Annotated in this window: 11 protein-coding genes; 8 read left to right on the top strand and 3 right to left on the bottom strand. The window is 57.6% G+C overall.

Features of this window, described 5'->3' with window-relative positions; genetic code table 11:
* Position 1: 1 nt before the first annotated feature.
* A complete protein-coding gene (gene iaaA / locus ABLU80_RS00490) occupies positions 2-943 on the bottom strand; it encodes a beta-aspartyl-peptidase (RefSeq protein WP_086630854.1) in 942 nt (313 codons plus the stop codon).
* Between the two features lie 179 nt (positions 944-1,122).
* Here iaaA and moeA point away from each other — a divergent pair, with 179 nt between their 5' ends.
* The 6 genes from moeA to ABLU80_RS00460 all read left to right on the top strand — a co-directional run bounded on the left by moeA (position 1,123) and on the right by ABLU80_RS00460 (position 8,974).
* The gene (gene moeA, locus ABLU80_RS00485) at positions 1,123-2,358 is read left to right on the top strand and encodes a molybdopterin molybdotransferase MoeA (RefSeq protein WP_086630853.1); all 1,236 of its coding nucleotides are present in this window, start codon (positions 1,123-1,125) and stop codon (positions 2,356-2,358) included.
* Positions 2,358-3,113 (top strand): molybdopterin-synthase adenylyltransferase MoeB, encoded by a 756-nt coding sequence (moeB, locus tag ABLU80_RS00480; RefSeq protein ID WP_047058318.1) that lies wholly within the window; start codon positions 2,358-2,360, stop codon positions 3,111-3,113. Before moeA ends, moeB begins: the two co-directional genes overlap by 1 nt.
* Before the next feature lie 154 nt (positions 3,114-3,267).
* Positions 3,268-4,167 carry a glycyl-radical enzyme activating protein gene (locus ABLU80_RS00475; RefSeq protein WP_042895107.1) on the top strand — a complete coding sequence of 300 codons (900 nt, stop codon included), beginning with the start codon at positions 3,268-3,270 and terminating at the stop codon, positions 4,165-4,167.
* A gap of 3 nt (positions 4,168-4,170) precedes the next feature.
* Complete coding sequence (locus tag ABLU80_RS00470; RefSeq protein ID WP_100279973.1) at positions 4,171-6,603, top strand: formate C-acetyltransferase/glycerol dehydratase family glycyl radical enzyme; 2,433 nt, start codon at positions 4,171-4,173, stop codon at positions 6,601-6,603.
* A gap of 150 nt (positions 6,604-6,753) precedes the next feature.
* A complete protein-coding gene (locus ABLU80_RS00465; RefSeq protein ID WP_015367562.1) occupies positions 6,754-7,569 on the top strand; it encodes a Cof-type HAD-IIB family hydrolase in 816 nt (271 codons plus the stop codon).
* A 139-nt stretch (positions 7,570-7,708) separates the two neighbouring features.
* Positions 7,709-8,974 (top strand): DUF1479 domain-containing protein, encoded by a 1,266-nt coding sequence (locus ABLU80_RS00460; protein ID WP_015704832.1) that lies wholly within the window; start codon positions 7,709-7,711, stop codon positions 8,972-8,974.
* Here ABLU80_RS00460 and ABLU80_RS00455 read toward each other — a convergent pair.
* Entirely contained in the window at positions 8,971-10,044 is a 1,074-nt protein-coding gene (locus ABLU80_RS00455; RefSeq protein ID WP_020079297.1) for a LacI family DNA-binding transcriptional regulator, read from the bottom strand. The two genes, ABLU80_RS00460 and ABLU80_RS00455, sit on opposite strands and share 4 nt — an antisense overlap.
* A 296-nt stretch (positions 10,045-10,340) precedes the next feature.
* Here ABLU80_RS00455 and ABLU80_RS00450 point away from each other — a divergent pair, with 296 nt between their 5' ends.
* On the top strand, positions 10,341-11,642 hold the full coding sequence (locus tag ABLU80_RS00450) for an MFS transporter (RefSeq protein WP_348849576.1): 1,302 nt from the start codon (positions 10,341-10,343) through the stop codon (positions 11,640-11,642).
* Positions 11,643-11,657: 15 nt separating this feature from the next.
* Entirely contained in the window at positions 11,658-14,021 is a 2,364-nt protein-coding gene (locus ABLU80_RS00445) for a glycoside hydrolase family 31 protein (RefSeq protein ID WP_348849575.1), read from the top strand.
* A 156-nt stretch (positions 14,022-14,177) separates the two neighbouring features.
* Here ABLU80_RS00445 and ABLU80_RS00440 read toward each other — a convergent pair whose 3' ends face one another.
* Positions 14,178-15,770 carry an ABC-F family ATPase gene (locus tag ABLU80_RS00440; protein ID WP_348849574.1) on the bottom strand — a complete coding sequence of 531 codons (1,593 nt, stop codon included), beginning with the start codon at positions 15,768-15,770 and terminating at the stop codon, positions 14,178-14,180.
* Positions 15,771-15,868 lie beyond the last annotated feature (98 nt).

Genomic DNA, 15,868 nt, shown 5'->3' with positions numbered 1-15,868 from the left:
TTTATTCGCGATAAATTCCAATCGTCGGCGTATCGCCCGCATAACACCACGCCCGGTACATCCCCTCACTGTTGAACGGCAGCACCACATTCCCCTCGCGGTCGATGGCGATAAGGCCCCCGCTGCCGCCCAGCGCCGGCAGTTTTTCCTGCACCACCCGCTCGCAGGCCTCAAACAGGCTGAGATTGCCGTACTCCATCAACGCTGAAATGTCGTAAGCGGCGAGCGTGCGCATGAAGACTTCGCCGGTGCCGGTGCAGGAGACCGCGACGCTGGCATTATTGGCATAGCAGCCCGCGCCCGGCACTGGGCTGTCGCCGACGCGTCCGGGCAGTTTATTGGTCATTCCGCCGGTGGAGGTCGCTGCCGCCAGATTACCGGCCAGATCCAGCGCCACCGCGCCGACGGTACCCATTTTGTGGCGTTCATCGAGTGGCGCAGCATGATGGTCGAGAATAATCTCGCCGCCCTCTTTCGCCTGCTGTAACTGCAGAAGCCGCTCGGTAGTGGAAAATAACTCGTTTTCAACCAGCGCCATCCCGCGCGAGGAGGCAAATTTTTCCGCCCCTTCGCCGATAAGCAGCACGTGCGGACTTTCTTCCAGCACCAGACGCGCCGCCAGCACCGGGTTACGCAGATGCTTTACGCCAGCCACCGCGCCGGCCTGCAGGCTATAGCCATCCATCACGCAGGCATCCAGTTCGTGAGTTTGATCGTGGGTAAACACGGAACCTATTCCGGCGTTAAATAGCGGGCACTCTTCCAGCAGGCGTACCGCTTCGGTCACTGCATCCAGCGCGCTGGCGCCTGCTGCCAACATTTTTTGTCCACTATCGACGATGGCCGACAGCGCGGCCACATACTCGCGTTCGCGCGCCTGAGTCATCTGCGCGCGGCTAATCGCGCCGGCGCCGCCGTGGATTGCTATTACCGCCTTACCCATTCAATCTTTCCTTTGCCATAAACTGTATAGATATCATTATACTGACTAACTTTTTATACGTTTTTTGAATATAGAAAGAGCATCCGGTGATGTAAAGCCTCGTACCGCAGTGGCATACAGTCGCCGGCGCTTTTCTGCCATAATAGGCGTTTTCGACGTTTTGCCAGCAGGAGTAACCCATGGATTTTACCGCCGGACTGATGCCGCTCGACACAGCCCTGACTCAGATGCTCGACCGTATTTCGCCGCTGCAGGCCACGGAAACCCTGCCGCTGCTGCAGGCCTTTTCGCGCGTGACCGCCCATGATGTCGTTTCGCCGCTGGACGTACCCGGTTTTGATAACTCGGCGATGGACGGCTATGCCGTGCGCCTGGCCGACCTCACCGACGGCGCGGCGCTGCCGGTTGCCGGTAAGGCCTTTGCTGGCCAACCGTTCCACGACGCCTGGCCGGCGGGCACCTGTATCCGCATCATGACCGGCGCGCCGGTGCCGGAAGGCTGCGACGCCGTGGTGATGCAGGAAGAAACGGAACAAAGCGACGCCGGCGTGCGCTTCATCGCGCCGGTAAAAGCCGGGCAAAATATTCGCCGGCGCGGGGAAGATATCGCCAACGGTGCGGTAGTATTCCCGGCGGGTACGCGTCTCACCGTAGCCGAGCTGCCGGTGCTGGCATCGCTGGGCATTGCCGACGTCGAGGTAGTCCGTAAAGTGCGCGTCGCGGTCTTCTCGACCGGGGATGAACTCCAGTTGCCGGGCCAACCGCTCGGCGACGGCCAGATTTATGATACTAACCGCCAGGCGGTACATCTGATGCTCGAACAGCTGGGCTGCGAGGTGATCAACCTCGGCATTATTCCTGACGATCCGGCAAAGCTGCGCGACGCCTTTATCGCCGCCGACCAGCAGGCCGATGTGGTAATAAGCTCAGGCGGCGTCTCCGTGGGCGAAGCCGATTACACCAAAACTATCCTCGAAGAACTGGGCGAGATCGGCTTCTGGAAGCTGGCGATTAAGCCGGGTAAACCGTTCGCCTTCGGCAAGCTCAGCAACAGCTGGTTCTGCGGCCTGCCGGGCAATCCGGTTTCCGCCACCTTAACCTTCTATCAACTGGTACAGCCGCTGCTGGCCAAGCTCTCCGGCAACCGCGGTCAAACCCAGCCGATGCGTCTGCGCGTGCGCGCCGCCAGTCGGCTGAAAAAATCGCCGGGCCGCCTCGACTTCCAGCGCGGCGTGCTGCAGCGCAATCCGGAAGGCGAACTAGTGGTGAGCACCACCGGCCATCAGGGCTCGCACATTTTCAGCTCATTCAGCCTCGGTAACTGCTTTATCGTACTGGAGCGCGAACGCGGCAACGTCGAAGCGGGCGAATGGGTCGAAGTCGAGCCCTTTAATCATCTGTTTGGGGGGCTGTAATGGCCGTTGAGCTGAGCGACGAGGAGATGCTGCGCTATAACCGGCAGATCGTACTGCGAGGGTTTGATTTCGACGGTCAGGAGCGCTTAAAAGCCGCTCGCGTACTGGTCGTCGGCCTCGGCGGGCTCGGCTGCGCCGCCGCTCAATACCTGGCGGCAGCCGGGGTGGGTCAGCTCACCCTGCTGGATTTCGATACCGTTTCATTATCCAATCTACAACGCCAGACGCTGCACAGCGACGCGACCATCGGCCAGCCGAAGGTCGATTCTGCCCGCGATGCGCTGGCGCGCATTAACCCGCACGTCCGGCTGGTCACCATCGATGCAATGCTGGATGACGCGGCGCTGGCAACGCAGATTGCTGAGCACCATCTGGTGCTGGACTGTACCGACAACGTTGCTGTTCGCAATCAGCTTAACGCCGGCTGCTTCCAGCACAAAACCCCGCTGGTCTCCGGCGCGGCGATTCGTATGGAAGGGCAAATCAGCGTCTTTACCTATCAGGACGGCGAGCCCTGCTATCGCTGCCTGAGCCGCCTGTTCGGCGAAAACGCCCTCACCTGCGTCGAAGCCGGGGTGATGGCGCCGCTGGTCGGCACTATCGGTTCACTGCAGGCCATGGAGGCGATTAAACTGCTGACCGGTTACGGCGCCCCTGCAAGGGGCAAAATCGTGATGTATGACGCGATGACCTGCCAGTTTCGCGAAATGAAGCTGATGCGCCACCCGCAGTGCGAGGTGTGCGGTTCACGCTAATTCCAGCCGCCGGCGAGGCAGGTCGCCGGTTATTTTGTGAACCACGCCGTTCTTTTTCTCCCCATCTCTACTACCCACTCGATTGTTGATTTGCATCAATATAACTTTCATTCGAAAGTTATTTAATCTTCATATGCAAATAAGAGGGTAAATCATGATCTTCAACATCCAGCGCTACTCCACCCATGACGGCCCGGGGATCCGTACCGTCGTATTCCTTAAAGGCTGTTCGCTGGGCTGCCGTTGGTGTCAGAACCCGGAAAGCCGCGCCCGCAGCGAAGACCTGCTGTATGACGCGCGGCTGTGTCTTGACGGCTGCGAGCTTTGCCAGCAGGCGGCACCGGAGGTGATTACCCGTACTCTGGATGGCCTGATCATCCATCGGCAAAACGTCAACGACAGCCACATTGCCGCGCTACGCCACTGCTGCCCCACAACCGCGCTGACGGTCTGCGGCGAGGAAAAAAGCGTGACGGAAATTATGGCGACGGTGCTGCGCGATAAACCGTTTTACGATCGCAGCGGCGGAGGCATTACTCTTTCCGGCGGCGAGCCCTTTATGAACCCGGCGCTGGCGCAGGCGCTGTTCGAAGCCAGCCATCAGGCGGGCATTCACACCGCCGTGGAAACCTGCCTGCACGTACCGTGGAAGTACATTGAACCCTCTTTACCGTTTGTCGATCTGTTTCTGGCCGACCTGAAGCACGTTGACGAGGCCGTTTTCCAGCAGTGGACCGACGGCAGCGCCCGCCGGGTGCTGGATAACCTGCAGCGCCTGGCGCAGGCCGGGAAAAAAATCATTATCCGCGTCCCATTAATTCAGGGATTTAACGCCAGCGAAGCCGATATTACCGCGATTACCGATTTTGCCGCTGACCGTCTTCAGGTCAGCGAAATCCATTTCCTGCCGTACCACACGCTGGGAATGAATAAATACCAACTACTCAGTCAGCCCTATACCGCACCGGACAAACCGCTGGCCGCTCCCGAGCTGCTGGCCTTTGCACAGCAGTACGCGCAAAGCAAAGGTTTAACGGCGACCCTACGAGGATAACTTATGACCACCTTAAAACTGGATACTCTGAGCGCCCGCATTCAGGCGCATAAAATGGCGCTGGTGCATATCGTTAAGCCGCCGGTTTGTACCGAGCGCGCCCAACACTATACCGCCGCCTATCAGCAACATCTCGATAAACCGATCCCGGTACGTCGCGCGCTGGCGCTGGCCCATCACCTGGCGGAACGCACTATCTGGATCAAGCACGATGAGCTGATCGTCGGCAACCAGGCCAGCGAAGTTCGCGCCGCGCCGATTTTCCCGGAATATACCGTCAGCTGGATTGAGAAAGAGATCGACGATCTCGCCGACCGTCCGGGCGCCGGCTTCTCGGTCAGTGAAGAGAATAAGCGTGTCTTACATGAAGTGTGCCCATGGTGGCGCGGGCAGACCGTTCAGGACCGCTGCTACGGCATGTTTACCGATGAACAAAAAGCGCTGCTCGCCACCGGCATTATCAAAGCCGAAGGTAACATGACTTCCGGCGACGCCCACCTGGCGGTCAACTACCCGCTGCTGCTGGAAAAAGGGCTCGACGGCATGCGCGCGAAAGTCGCTGAGCGCCGCTCACGCATTAATCTGACGGTGCTGGAAGATCTGCACGGCGAACAGTTCCTGAAGGCGATCGATATCGTTCTCGCGGCAGTGAGCGAACACTGCAAACGCTTCGCTACGCTGGCGCGCGACATGGCGGCGCAGGAGCCGCGCGAACTGCGCCGCGACGAGCTGCTGGCGATCGCCGAAAACTGTGAAATTATCGCCCACCAGCCGCCGAAAACCTTCTGGCAGGCGCTGCAGCTCTGCTACTTTATTCAGTTGATCCTGCAGATTGAATCCAACGGCCACTCGGTCTCTTTTGGCCGCATGGACCAGTACCTCTATCCATACTACCGCCGCGACGTTGAACTGCAGCAATCGTTGGATCGCGAACAGGCCATTGAGCTGCTGCATTGCTGCTGGCTGAAGCTGCTGGAGGTCAACAAAATTCGCTCCGGCTCGCATTCCAAAGCTTCCGCCGGTAGCCCGCTGTACCAGAACGTCACCATCGGCGGGCAAAATCTGGTCGACGGCCAACCGCAGGACGCCGTCAACCCGCTGTCGTACGCGATCCTCGAATCCTGCGGCCGCCTGCGCTCGACCCAGCCGAACCTCAGCGTGCGTTACCACGCCGGGATGAGCAACGACTTCCTCGACGCCTGCGTGCAGGTGATCCGCTGCGGTTTCGGCATGCCGGCGTTTAACAATGATGAAATCGTCATTCCGGAATTTATCAAGCTAGGGATTGAGCCGCAGGACGCCTACGATTACGCCGCTATCGGTTGTATCGAAACCGCGGTTGGCGGCAAATGGGGCTATCGCTGCACCGGCATGAGCTTTATTAACTTCGCGCGGGTGATGCTGGCGACGCTGGAAGGCGGCCGCGATGCCACCAGCGGCCAGGTGTTCCTTGCCCAACAACATGCGCTGTCGAAAGGTAACTTCACTAACTTCGACCAGGTACTGGAAGACTGGGATACTCAGATCCGCTACTACACCCGTAAATCCATCGAGATTGAGTACGTTGTCGATACCATGCTGGAAGAGAACGTCCACGATATTCTCTGCTCAGCGTTAGTTGATGACTGCATCGAACGGGCGAAGAGTATCAAGCAAGGCGGCGCGAAGTATGACTGGGTTTCTGGTCTGCAGGTCGGGATTGCCAACCTCGGCAACAGCCTGGCGGCGGTGAAAAAACTGGTCTTCGATCAGGGCGTCATCGGCCAGCAGGAGCTGGCGAAAGCGCTGGCGGAAGATTTTGCCGGCCTGACCCACGAACAGTTACGTCAGCGGTTAATCAACGGCGCGCCGAAGTACGGCAACGATGACGACAGCGTCGACATTCTGCTGGCCCGCGCCTATCAGACCTATATCGACGAGCTGAAGCAGTACCATAACCCGCGTTACGGCCGCGGCCCGATTGGCGGTAACTATTATGCTGGTACGTCGTCTATTTCCGCGAACGTCCCGTTCGGCGCGCAGACCATGGCGACGCCGGATGGCCGCAAAGCGCACGCGCCGCTGGCGGAAGGGGCCAGCCCGGCCTCCGGTACCGATCACCTGGGGCCAACGGCGGTTATCAGTTCGGTAGGCAAACTGCCGACCGGCGCGATCCTCGGCGGCGTGCTGCTCAACCAGAAGCTGAATCCTTCCACGCTGGAGAACGAGTCTGATAAGCAAAAGCTGATGGTGCTGCTGCGTACTTTCTTTGAAGTGCACAAAGGCTGGCATATTCAGTACAACATCGTGTCACGCGAAACGCTGCTGGAAGCCAAGAAACACCCTGACCAGTACCGCGATTTAGTGGTCCGCGTCGCCGGATACTCGGCGTTCTTCACCGCCCTGTCGCCGGATACTCAGGACGATATTATCGCCCGTACCGAGCATACGCTGTAAGGAAAATACCCGGCCGGCGCTGCGCTGAGCCGGGTGACATCTTCTGTACCCGTTGATAATTGGATAAACTTTCATTCGAAATAAATTTGTGCTCCCCATCACATTGTAATTAGAATGTTACTGGTCGAAGTTAAGCCAGGAGCACCTCTTATGACCGTTAAAGTTATCGTCACCGATATGGACGGAACTTTTCTCAATGACGCCAAGCAGTATGACCGCCCGCGTTTCCTCGCGCAGTTTGCGCAGCTTAAACAGCAAGGTATTGAATTTGTTGTCGCCAGCGGTAACCAGTACTATCAGCTGATCTCATTTTTCCCGGAAATCCGCGAGCAGATTTCGTTCGTCGCAGAAAACGGCGCTCTGGTTTACGAGCATGGCAAACAGGTGTTCCACGGCGAACTGACCCGTCACGAATCACAGGTGGTGATTGGCGAACTGCTGAAAGATCCGCAGCTCAACTTTGTCGCCTGCGGCCTGCAAAGCGCATACGTGAGTGATAAAGCCCCGGACGCCTTTGTTGAGCTGATGTCGAAGCACTACCATCGTCTGCAGCGGGTAAGCGATTACCATCGCATCGACGATACGCTATTCAAATTCTCCCTCAACCTGCCTGATAGCGATATCCCACAGCTTATCGATAAATTGCACGTCTCGCTGGATGGGATCATGAAGCCGGTCACCAGCGGCTTTGGCTTTGTCGATTTGATTATCCCCGGCCTGCATAAAGCCAACGGCATCAGCCGCCTGCTCAAACGCTGGAACCTTTCGCCGCAGCAATGCGTAGCAATTGGCGACAGCGGCAATGACGCCGAAATGTTAAAACTGGTGAAATATGCTTTTGCTATGGCCAACGCTGCCGACAGCATCAAAGCCATCGCCGGTTTCACCACCGATGACAATAACCACGACGGCGCGTTGAAGGTGATTCAGGCCGTTCTCGATAAGACCTCCCCTTTCAACGACTGATCCTGTGCCGGGGTATCCGCCCCGGCTTTTCCATTTTGTGCGCCGCTGCATAATTTTAAACTTGCATTAACTCTAATTTAACTTAAATTAACGTTTGTAAGATTTAATACTTTCGAATGAAAGATACAACGAGGTAATTATGGCTGCTCTCCCTACCCACGAAACATTACCTGCCGACCATAAAGCGGCGATTCGCCAGATGAAACAGGCCCTACGCGCGCAAATCGGCGATGTTCAGGCAGTGTTCGATAAACTCTCGGCGCGCATCAGCGAGCGCCTGGACGAGATTAATGCCCTGAAAGCCGCGGGCCAGGAGGTCTGGCCGACGATCCCGTTTAGCGATATCGCCCAGGGTAAAGTGAGCGATGCGCAGCGCGAGGCGATTAAGCGCCGCGGTTGCGCGGTTATCAAAGGCCACTACCCGCGCGAACAGGCGCTGGCCTGGGATAACGCGATGCTGGAATACCTGGACCTGAACCATTTCGACGACGTTTACAAAGGGCCCGGCGACAGCTTCTTCGGCTCGCTGGAGGCTTCGCGCCCGGAGATCTATCCGATCTACTGGTCGCCCTCGCAAATGCAGGCGCGCCAAAGCGATGAAATGGCGGCGGTACAATCCTTCCTTAACCGCCTGTGGCGCTTTGAGCAGGACGGCAAACGCTGGTTCGATCCGGATGTCAGCGTGATTTACCCTGACCGCATCCGCCGCCGCCCGCCGGGAACCACGTCAAAGGGGCTGGGCGCGCATACCGATTCCGGGGCGCTGGAGCGCTGGTTGCTTCCCGCTTATCAGCAGGTTTTCGCCAACGTCTTTAATGGCAATATCGACGCCTACGATCCGTGGGACGCGGCGCATCGTACCGAAGTGGAAGAATACACCGTCGATAACACCACCAAATGTTCGGTCTTCCGCACTTTCCAGGGTTGGACAGCGCTGTCGGACATGATCCCCGGTCAAGGGCTGCTGCACGTGGTGCCGATCCCGGAGGCGATGGCTTACGTTCTGCTGCGTCCGCTGCTGGATGATGTGCCAGAAGATGAACTATGCGGCGTCGCGCCGGGCAAGGTACTGCCGATCTCTGAGCAATGGCATCCATTGCTCATCAAAGCGCTAAGCTCGATTCCCGCGCTGAATGCCGGTGATTCCGTCTGGTGGCACTGCGATGTCATTCACTCGGTCGCGCCGGTGGAAAATCAACAGGGCTGGGGCAACGTCATGTACATCCCGGCCGCGCCGATGTGCGAGAAAAACCTCGCCTATGCGCAGAAGGTAAAAATCGCGCTGGAAAAAGGCGCCTCGCCGGGGGATTTCCCGCGCGAGGATTATGAATGCGACTGGCAGGCGCGCTTCACCGTTGCCGATCTTAACGATCACGGCAAACGCGCATTGGGCATGAAGATCTAATCATCATACAGACCTTGCTGTTCTACGGCGGTATGGCTCTTGCCTGGCCGGATCCGCCGCACCGAATCGCGTACCACCAGGGCGCCGTGCAGCAGTAGCGAACCGTGTGGCGCTTCCGGGCGCAGCAGACGCTGCTGGAGAAGATGCACCGCCTCGCTGCCGAGCTCATCCCGCGGCACATGAATCGCCGTCAGCGGCACGTCCTGAATCGCCGCCAGATTAAAACCGTCGATACTCATCACCGAGACATCCTGCGGCACCCGCAGGCCTCGTTTTTGCAGCGCGCTGACGGTACCGGCGGCCATAAAATCGCCGCCCACCAGAAACGCCGTCGGCATCGGGCGCCCCTGTAAAGCGTCGAGCCAGGCACCGACCTGCTCTTCCGTTTCTCTGGCGCTAAAGTTGGCGACGCTAATCAGGTCACGGCTACCGGTAAATCGCAGGTTGCGCGCGCGCCACGCCTCCTTGATACCCACCAGCCGTAGCTCCATGGTATAGCGGCGCAAGCACATCACGTTCATTACCGCCTGATGGCCCATATCAAACAGATAACGAGCGGCGCACTGGCCAATCAGCCGATGGTCAGGCGCAATAGAAGGAAGCCGCATCCCTTCATCCCGGCAGTTAATTAATACGCAAGGTTTGCCAAGATCCGCCGCCAGCGCGTGGATATGCCGATCGTCAATACCCAGCAATACCGCCGCCTGGGTGTCGGTCTCGTTCATGCGTGCCAGAAACAGATTGGCGTCGCTGTCGTTTTCTTCCAGCGCGCAATAGCGCAGACGTACTTCATGCGGCGCCAGCGCGTTATTAATACTCTGGATGACGCGGTAGTAGAAAATATCTGAACGTTCGTCGAAGGCCCGTTGCGGAGCAAAAATCAGCAGGTTGTTGAGCAGTAGCCGCCCGGCGGCCAATCCCTGCATCACCCCCAGCTCGCGGGCGCAGGCCAATACCGCCTGACGGGCCTTTTCGCTGGTATTCGCTTTTCCGGCTAAGACGCGCGAAACCGTACTGGCTGACAGCCCGGTGCGGGCGGCAATTTCGGCGACTCGCAGCTTTTTATCCATTCTGTGATCCAGCTCCAATTCAAAAATGAAAGAATTTTCATAGTCGCCAAACCCTGACCAACAAGCAAATACTCCGGCAAATTATGAGAACTACGTCATCTCATGAAAAATTTTGCATAAATAGCGCTACTGCCCGCCGTCTTTCTCCCTTATTTTGAATTGGTCCAATATCTTCCATACTAGTTATACCAATAGATATTGAAATAAAAACAAATAATTCAAATGGTTAGAACTATTACGTGACGACTCAGCGGCTGAAGCGTCATTTCCCCCTACAACGTCTTGTGGAGAGTTCTATGAGTCAAGGCCTCAACAATGATATGGCAGTCAGCAAAACGCGCCGGGTGGTGAAAAACCTGCGCTGGTGGGTGCTGGTGCTGTTTTTACTTGGCGTCACCGTCAACTACATCACACGTAACTCGCTGGGGATTATCGCCCCGGAACTGAAAGCCACTCTCGGTATTACCACCGAGCAATATTCGTGGATCGTCGGCGCATTTCAGCTGGCTTATACCATCTTCCAACCGCTGTGCGGCTGGCTTATCGACGTCATCGGGCTCAAGCTGGGCTTTATGGTTTGCGCCACATTGTGGGCGGTAGCCTGTATCGCGCACGCCGGAGCAGGCAGCTGGCTGCATCTGGCTATTTTACGCTTCTTTATGGGCGGCGCAGAGGCGGCCGCCACCCCGGCTAACGCTAAAACCATCGGCGAGTGGTTCCCGAAACCCGAAAGGCCGATCGCCGCCGGCTGGGCCGGCGTCGGCTTTTCTATCGGCGCGATGCTGGCACCGCCTATCATCTACTTCGCCCACGCCTCCTTCGGCTGGCAGGGCGCGTTTATGTTTACCGGCGTGCTGGCGCTGCTGTGGGTCGTGCTGTGGTGGGCGTTCTATCAGAGCCCGGAAAAACACCCGAATCTCAGCAAAAGCGAGCTGGAGTACATCAAGCAGGACAACGAAGCGCCGCCGGTGAAGCTGCCCTTTTTTACCGCGCTAAAAACCGTCTCGAAGAACAAACGTTTCTACGGTATCGCCATCCCCGCTTTTATGGCCGAGCCCGCCTGGGCGGTGCTGAGCTTCTGGGTGCCGCTGTACCTGGCGAAAGAGCACGGTATGGATCTTAAACAGATAGCGATGTTCGCCTGGCTGCCGTTCCTCGCCGCCGACCTTGGCAGCGTGGTCAGCGGCTATCTCACCCGCCTGTACGTCCGTTGGTTCGGCTGTACGCGAGTCAATTCGGTCATCGCCAGTTCTGTGACCGGCGCGTTTCTGATGATCTCGCTGGCGCTGGTCGCTATTACCCGCGATCCCTATATCACCATCATCCTGATCTCCATTGGCGGTTTCGGCCATCAGATCATCTCCTGCATGCTCAGCGCGCTGGTGGTGGAGTCTTTCGACAAGGGACAAATGGCGACGGTCAACGGTATGCGCGGCTCCGCGGCGTGGATCGCCAGCTTCCTGTTCTCATTATTAATCGGGGTGACCGCCGACAAAATTGGCTTCAACCCGCTGTTTATCGCCATGGGTTTCTTTGACCTGATTGGCGCCGTTTTCCTGGTGGCATTTATTGCTGAACGTCGCGCCAAGCGCGCCTGAGAGTGGATGTAAAATATGAAGACGTTGAAACACTGGAGTTTGCACCAACAGCTGGAGCATCACGTTGAATTGACCGTTGATGGTCAGCACACTTTGTGTCTGTATGTGCTGGAAGAGAATTTATTCCGCGTCCTGCTGAAGCGCCAGGGCCAACTGGCGCTGGATCGCACCTGGAGTATCGCCCCGCAGCAGGATGTGCCGTGGGAAGGCCGCGCGCGGGATGACCTCAGCGGTTTTAGCCTCCCGGCCTGGCAGATGAGCGAAGCGGATGACACGCTGACCATCGCCACCAGCCAGCTGCGCGTCACCGTCCACCAGCCGCTTTGGCTGGAGTGGAGCTATCGCGACGAGGCCGGTGAGTGGCAGACGCTCGCCAATGACCGCCCAACCAGCGCCTATCTGGCAAACGCCCACGGGGATGGCGTCGCCCATTATCTTAGCCGCCGCAAAGATGAACGTTTCTACGGGCTGGGTGAAAAAGCCGGTGACCTGCAGCGTAACGGCAAACGCTACGAAATGCGTAACCTCGATGCCATGGGCTACAACGCCGTCAGCACCGACCCGCTGTATAAACATATTCCGTTTACCATCACGCAGCGCAGCGATATCAGCTACGGCCTGTTCTATGACAACCTGAGCAGTTGCTGGCTGGATCTGGGCAATGAAATCGACAACTACCACACCGCCTATCGCCGCTGGCAGGCGGAGGCCGGCGACATCGATTATTACCTGTTTACCGGTAAGCAGGTGCTGGATGTGACCAAAGCGTTTGTCCGTCTGACCGGTAAAACGCTGTTTGGGCCGAAATGGAGCCTCGGCTATAGCGGCTCGACGATGCACTATACCGACGCGCCGGATGCGCAAAATCAGCTGATGAACTTTATCCGCCTGTGCGAGCAGCATGCGATCCCCTGTGATTCGTTCCAGCTCTCTTCCGGCTATACCTCAATCAACGGCAAACGCTACGTCTTTAACTGGAACTACGACAAGGTGCCGCAGCCAAAAGTGATGAGCCAGTCGTTCCACGATGCCGGGCTGAAACTGGCTGCCAATATCAAACCGTGTCTGCTGCAGGATCACCCACGCTATGGCGAAGTGGCGGAACGCGGCCTTTTCATTCGCGATTCGCAAACCGATGCTCCCGAGCGTTCCAGCTTCTGGGACGATGAAGGTTCGCATCTCGACTTCACCAACCCGCACACCGTGACCTGGTGGCAGGAAGGCGTGACCACCCAGCTACTGGAGATGGGTATCGATTCGACCTGGAACGATAATAACGAGTATGAGGTGTGGGACGGCGAGGCGCGCTGCTACGGCTTTGGCCGCGAAATCGCCATTAAGCATATTCGTCCGGTGATGCCATTATTGATGATGCGCGCCTCGCTGGAAGCGCAGCAGCGCTTTGCGCCGCAAAAGCGCCCGTATCTGATCTCCCGCTCCGGCTGTGCCGGGATGCAGCGCTACGTACAGACCTGGAGCGGCGACAACCGCACTAACTGGGATACGCTGCGCTATAACACCCGTATGGGATTAGGGATGAGTCTCTCCGGGTTGTTTAACGTCGGCCATGACGTCGGCGGATTCTCCGGCGATAAACCCGAACCAGAACTGTTCGTTCGCTGGGTGCAAAACGGCGTGATGCATCCGCGCTTTACCATTCACTCGTGGAATGACGACCAGACGGTCAATGAACCCTGGATGTACCCGGAAATCACCCCGGCGATCCGCTCTGCCATCGAGCTGCGCTACCGTCTGCTGCCCTATTTGTACACCCTGTTATGGCAGGCGCATGCCGATGACGAACCCATGCTGCGCCCGACCTTTCTCGATCACCAGCACGATACCCAGACCTTCGCCGAGTGTGATGACTTTATGCTGGGGCGCGATCTGCTGGTAGCAAGCGTGGTCGAGCCTGGCGCCCGTCAGCGCCAGCTGTGGCTGCCCGATAATCAGGACGGCTGGTACGATTTTTACAGCCACCAGTGGTTCGCCGGTGGTCAGTGGGTGACGCTGGACGCACCGCTGGAAAAACTGCCGCTGCTGGTCCGCGCCGGCGCCGGTCTGCCGCTCAGTGAACGTATCAACCACATCGATGCGCAAAAAGACGATCGTCGCGAACTGCAGTTGTTCCCGCTGAAAGGTGCCGGCTCAACCCGCGGTCTGCTGTTTGAAGACGACGGCGAAAGCTGGGGCTATAAAGAGGGGGATGCGCTATGGCTGGAGTGGGAAATGACCTGCAGCGCCAGCAGCATAAACCTGAAAATTAATGCTCGCGGCAACTATAGTCCGGCGTGGAAAGCCTTGAAGCTGTCATTACCGGCGGGAGAAAAACGCCAACTGCTGGTGAATGGCGTCGAAGGGACCGAGTGGAGGCTCTGACCAAGTCCCGCTGAAACTGCCGGTATTGGTGGTCCAGAAATCCCCGGTGGCGCTACCGCTTACCGGGGCTACAACACTGTGCGGTTTGGTCGCCCGGGCAACGGACAGCGGGTAGCCCGGGTAAGGCGCAGCCGCTACCCGGGTAACGGGGAGGAATTACTCGATACCTTTACTGCGCAGGTAATCTTCGTAGTTGCCGCTGAAATCGATTACGCGTTCTGGGGTGATCTCCAGTACGCGAGTCGCCAGCGAACTCACGAACTCACGGTCGTGAGAAACGAAAATCAGGGTGCCCTGATACATCTCCAGCGCCATGTTCAGCGATTCGATCGATTCCATATCCAGGTGGTTAGTCGGTTCATCCATCACCAGGATATTCGGTTTCTGCATCATCAGCTTACCGAACAGCATGCGACCTTTCTCACCACCGGAGAGGACTTTCGCCGGCTTTTTGATATCGTCCTGGCTAAACAACAGACGACCGAGGATACTGCGTACCGCCTGCTCGTCATCGCCTTCCTGTTTCCACTGGCTCATCCAGTCAAAGACCGTCAGGTCGTTCTCGAAATCTTCGGCATGATCCTGAGCGTAGTAGCCGATACGGGCGTTTTCGGACCACTTGACGGTACCGTTATCCGCTTCCAGTTCGCCGACCAGGGTTTTCAGCATCGTTGATTTACCGACGCCGTTGGTCCCCAGTACCGCCAGCTTTTCGCCAACTTCCAGCAGCAGATTAACCCCTTTGAACAGCGGGCCGTTATCGAAGCCTTTCGCCAACGCTTCCACTTCCAGCGCGTTACGGAACAGTTTCTTATCCTGTTCGAAGCGAATGAACGGGTTCTGACGGCTGGAGGCTTTCACTTCATCCAGCTTAATTTTATCAATCTGACGGGCGCGAGAGGTCGCCTGACGCGATTTTGAAGCGTTGGCGCTAAAGCGGCTAACAAAGGCCTGCAGGTCGGCAATTTGCGCTTTCTTCTTGGCGTTATCGGCCAGCAGACGCTCACGCGCCTGGGTCGCCGCGGTCATATATTCGTCATAGTTGCCCGGATACACGCGCAGTTCGCCGTAATCGAGATCCGCCATATGAGTACAGACCATGTTCAGGAAGTGACGGTCGTGCGAAATGATGATCATGGTGCTGTCGCGTTCGTTCAGCACCTGCTCCAGCCAGCGAATAGTATCGATGTCGAGGTTGTTCGTCGGTTCATCGAGCAGCAGGATATCCGGATTGGAGAACAGCGCCTGCGCCAGCAGGACACGCAGTTTCCAGCCCGGCGCGACTTCGCTCATCGGGCCGTAATGTTGCTCCACCGGAATACCGACGCCGAGCAGCAGTTCACCGGCGCGCGCTTCGGCGGAATAGCCGTCCATCTCGCCGTATTTTACTTCCAGGTCGGCCACTTTATAGCCGTCTTCCTCGCTCATTTCCGGCAGCGCGTAGATGCGATCGCGCTCTTGCTTCACTTCCCACAGCTCGCCGTGGCCCATGATAACCGTATCCAGCACGGTGAACTCTTCGAAGGCGAACTGATCCTGGCGCAGCTTACCGATGCGCTCGTTCGGATCGAGAGACACGTTGCCCAGCGTCGGCTCAAGATCGCCGCCGAGGATCTTCATAAACGTAGATTTGCCGCTGCCGTTGGAGCCAATCAGGCCGTAGCGGTTGCCGCCGCCAAATTTGACGGAGATGTTTTCAAACAGCGGCTTACTGCCAAACTGCATGGTGACGTTGCTGGATACTAGCACGAGGATATCCTGAAAATAGAGAATTAGGGATGTGATGAACCAGACATTATGCCAGCAAATGCTTCACTTTTCACGGCTTGCGGTAAAAAGCCCGCCAA

Source organism: Klebsiella sp. CN_Kp104, from assembly GCF_040064515.1.
GTDB classification, from domain to species: domain Bacteria; phylum Pseudomonadota; class Gammaproteobacteria; order Enterobacterales; family Enterobacteriaceae; genus Klebsiella; species Klebsiella aerogenes.
The sequence above is the reverse complement of the archived record's forward strand: the minus strand, read 5'-3'. Positions and strand labels throughout refer to the sequence as shown.

What these genes read in the sequence shown, in the direction of transcription:
- iaaA (WP_086630854.1), bottom strand. Translation starts at nt 943, where the DNA reads ATGGGTAAGGCGGTAATAGCAATCCACGGCGGCGCCGGCGCGATTAGC.
- moeA (WP_086630853.1), top strand. Translation starts at nt 1,123, where the DNA reads ATGGATTTTACCGCCGGACTGATGCCGCTCGACACAGCCCTGACTCAG.
- moeB (WP_047058318.1), top strand. Translation starts at nt 2,358, where the DNA reads ATGGCCGTTGAGCTGAGCGACGAGGAGATGCTGCGCTATAACCGGCAG.
- ABLU80_RS00475 (WP_042895107.1), top strand. Translation starts at nt 3,268, where the DNA reads ATGATCTTCAACATCCAGCGCTACTCCACCCATGACGGCCCGGGGATC.
- ABLU80_RS00470 (WP_100279973.1), top strand. Translation starts at nt 4,171, where the DNA reads ATGACCACCTTAAAACTGGATACTCTGAGCGCCCGCATTCAGGCGCAT.
- ABLU80_RS00465 (WP_015367562.1), top strand. Translation starts at nt 6,754, where the DNA reads ATGACCGTTAAAGTTATCGTCACCGATATGGACGGAACTTTTCTCAAT.
- ABLU80_RS00460 (WP_015704832.1), top strand. Translation starts at nt 7,709, where the DNA reads ATGGCTGCTCTCCCTACCCACGAAACATTACCTGCCGACCATAAAGCG.
- ABLU80_RS00455 (WP_020079297.1), bottom strand. Translation starts at nt 10,044, where the DNA reads ATGGATAAAAAGCTGCGAGTCGCCGAAATTGCCGCCCGCACCGGGCTG.
- ABLU80_RS00450 (WP_348849576.1), top strand. Translation starts at nt 10,341, where the DNA reads ATGAGTCAAGGCCTCAACAATGATATGGCAGTCAGCAAAACGCGCCGG.
- ABLU80_RS00445 (WP_348849575.1), top strand. Translation starts at nt 11,658, where the DNA reads ATGAAGACGTTGAAACACTGGAGTTTGCACCAACAGCTGGAGCATCAC.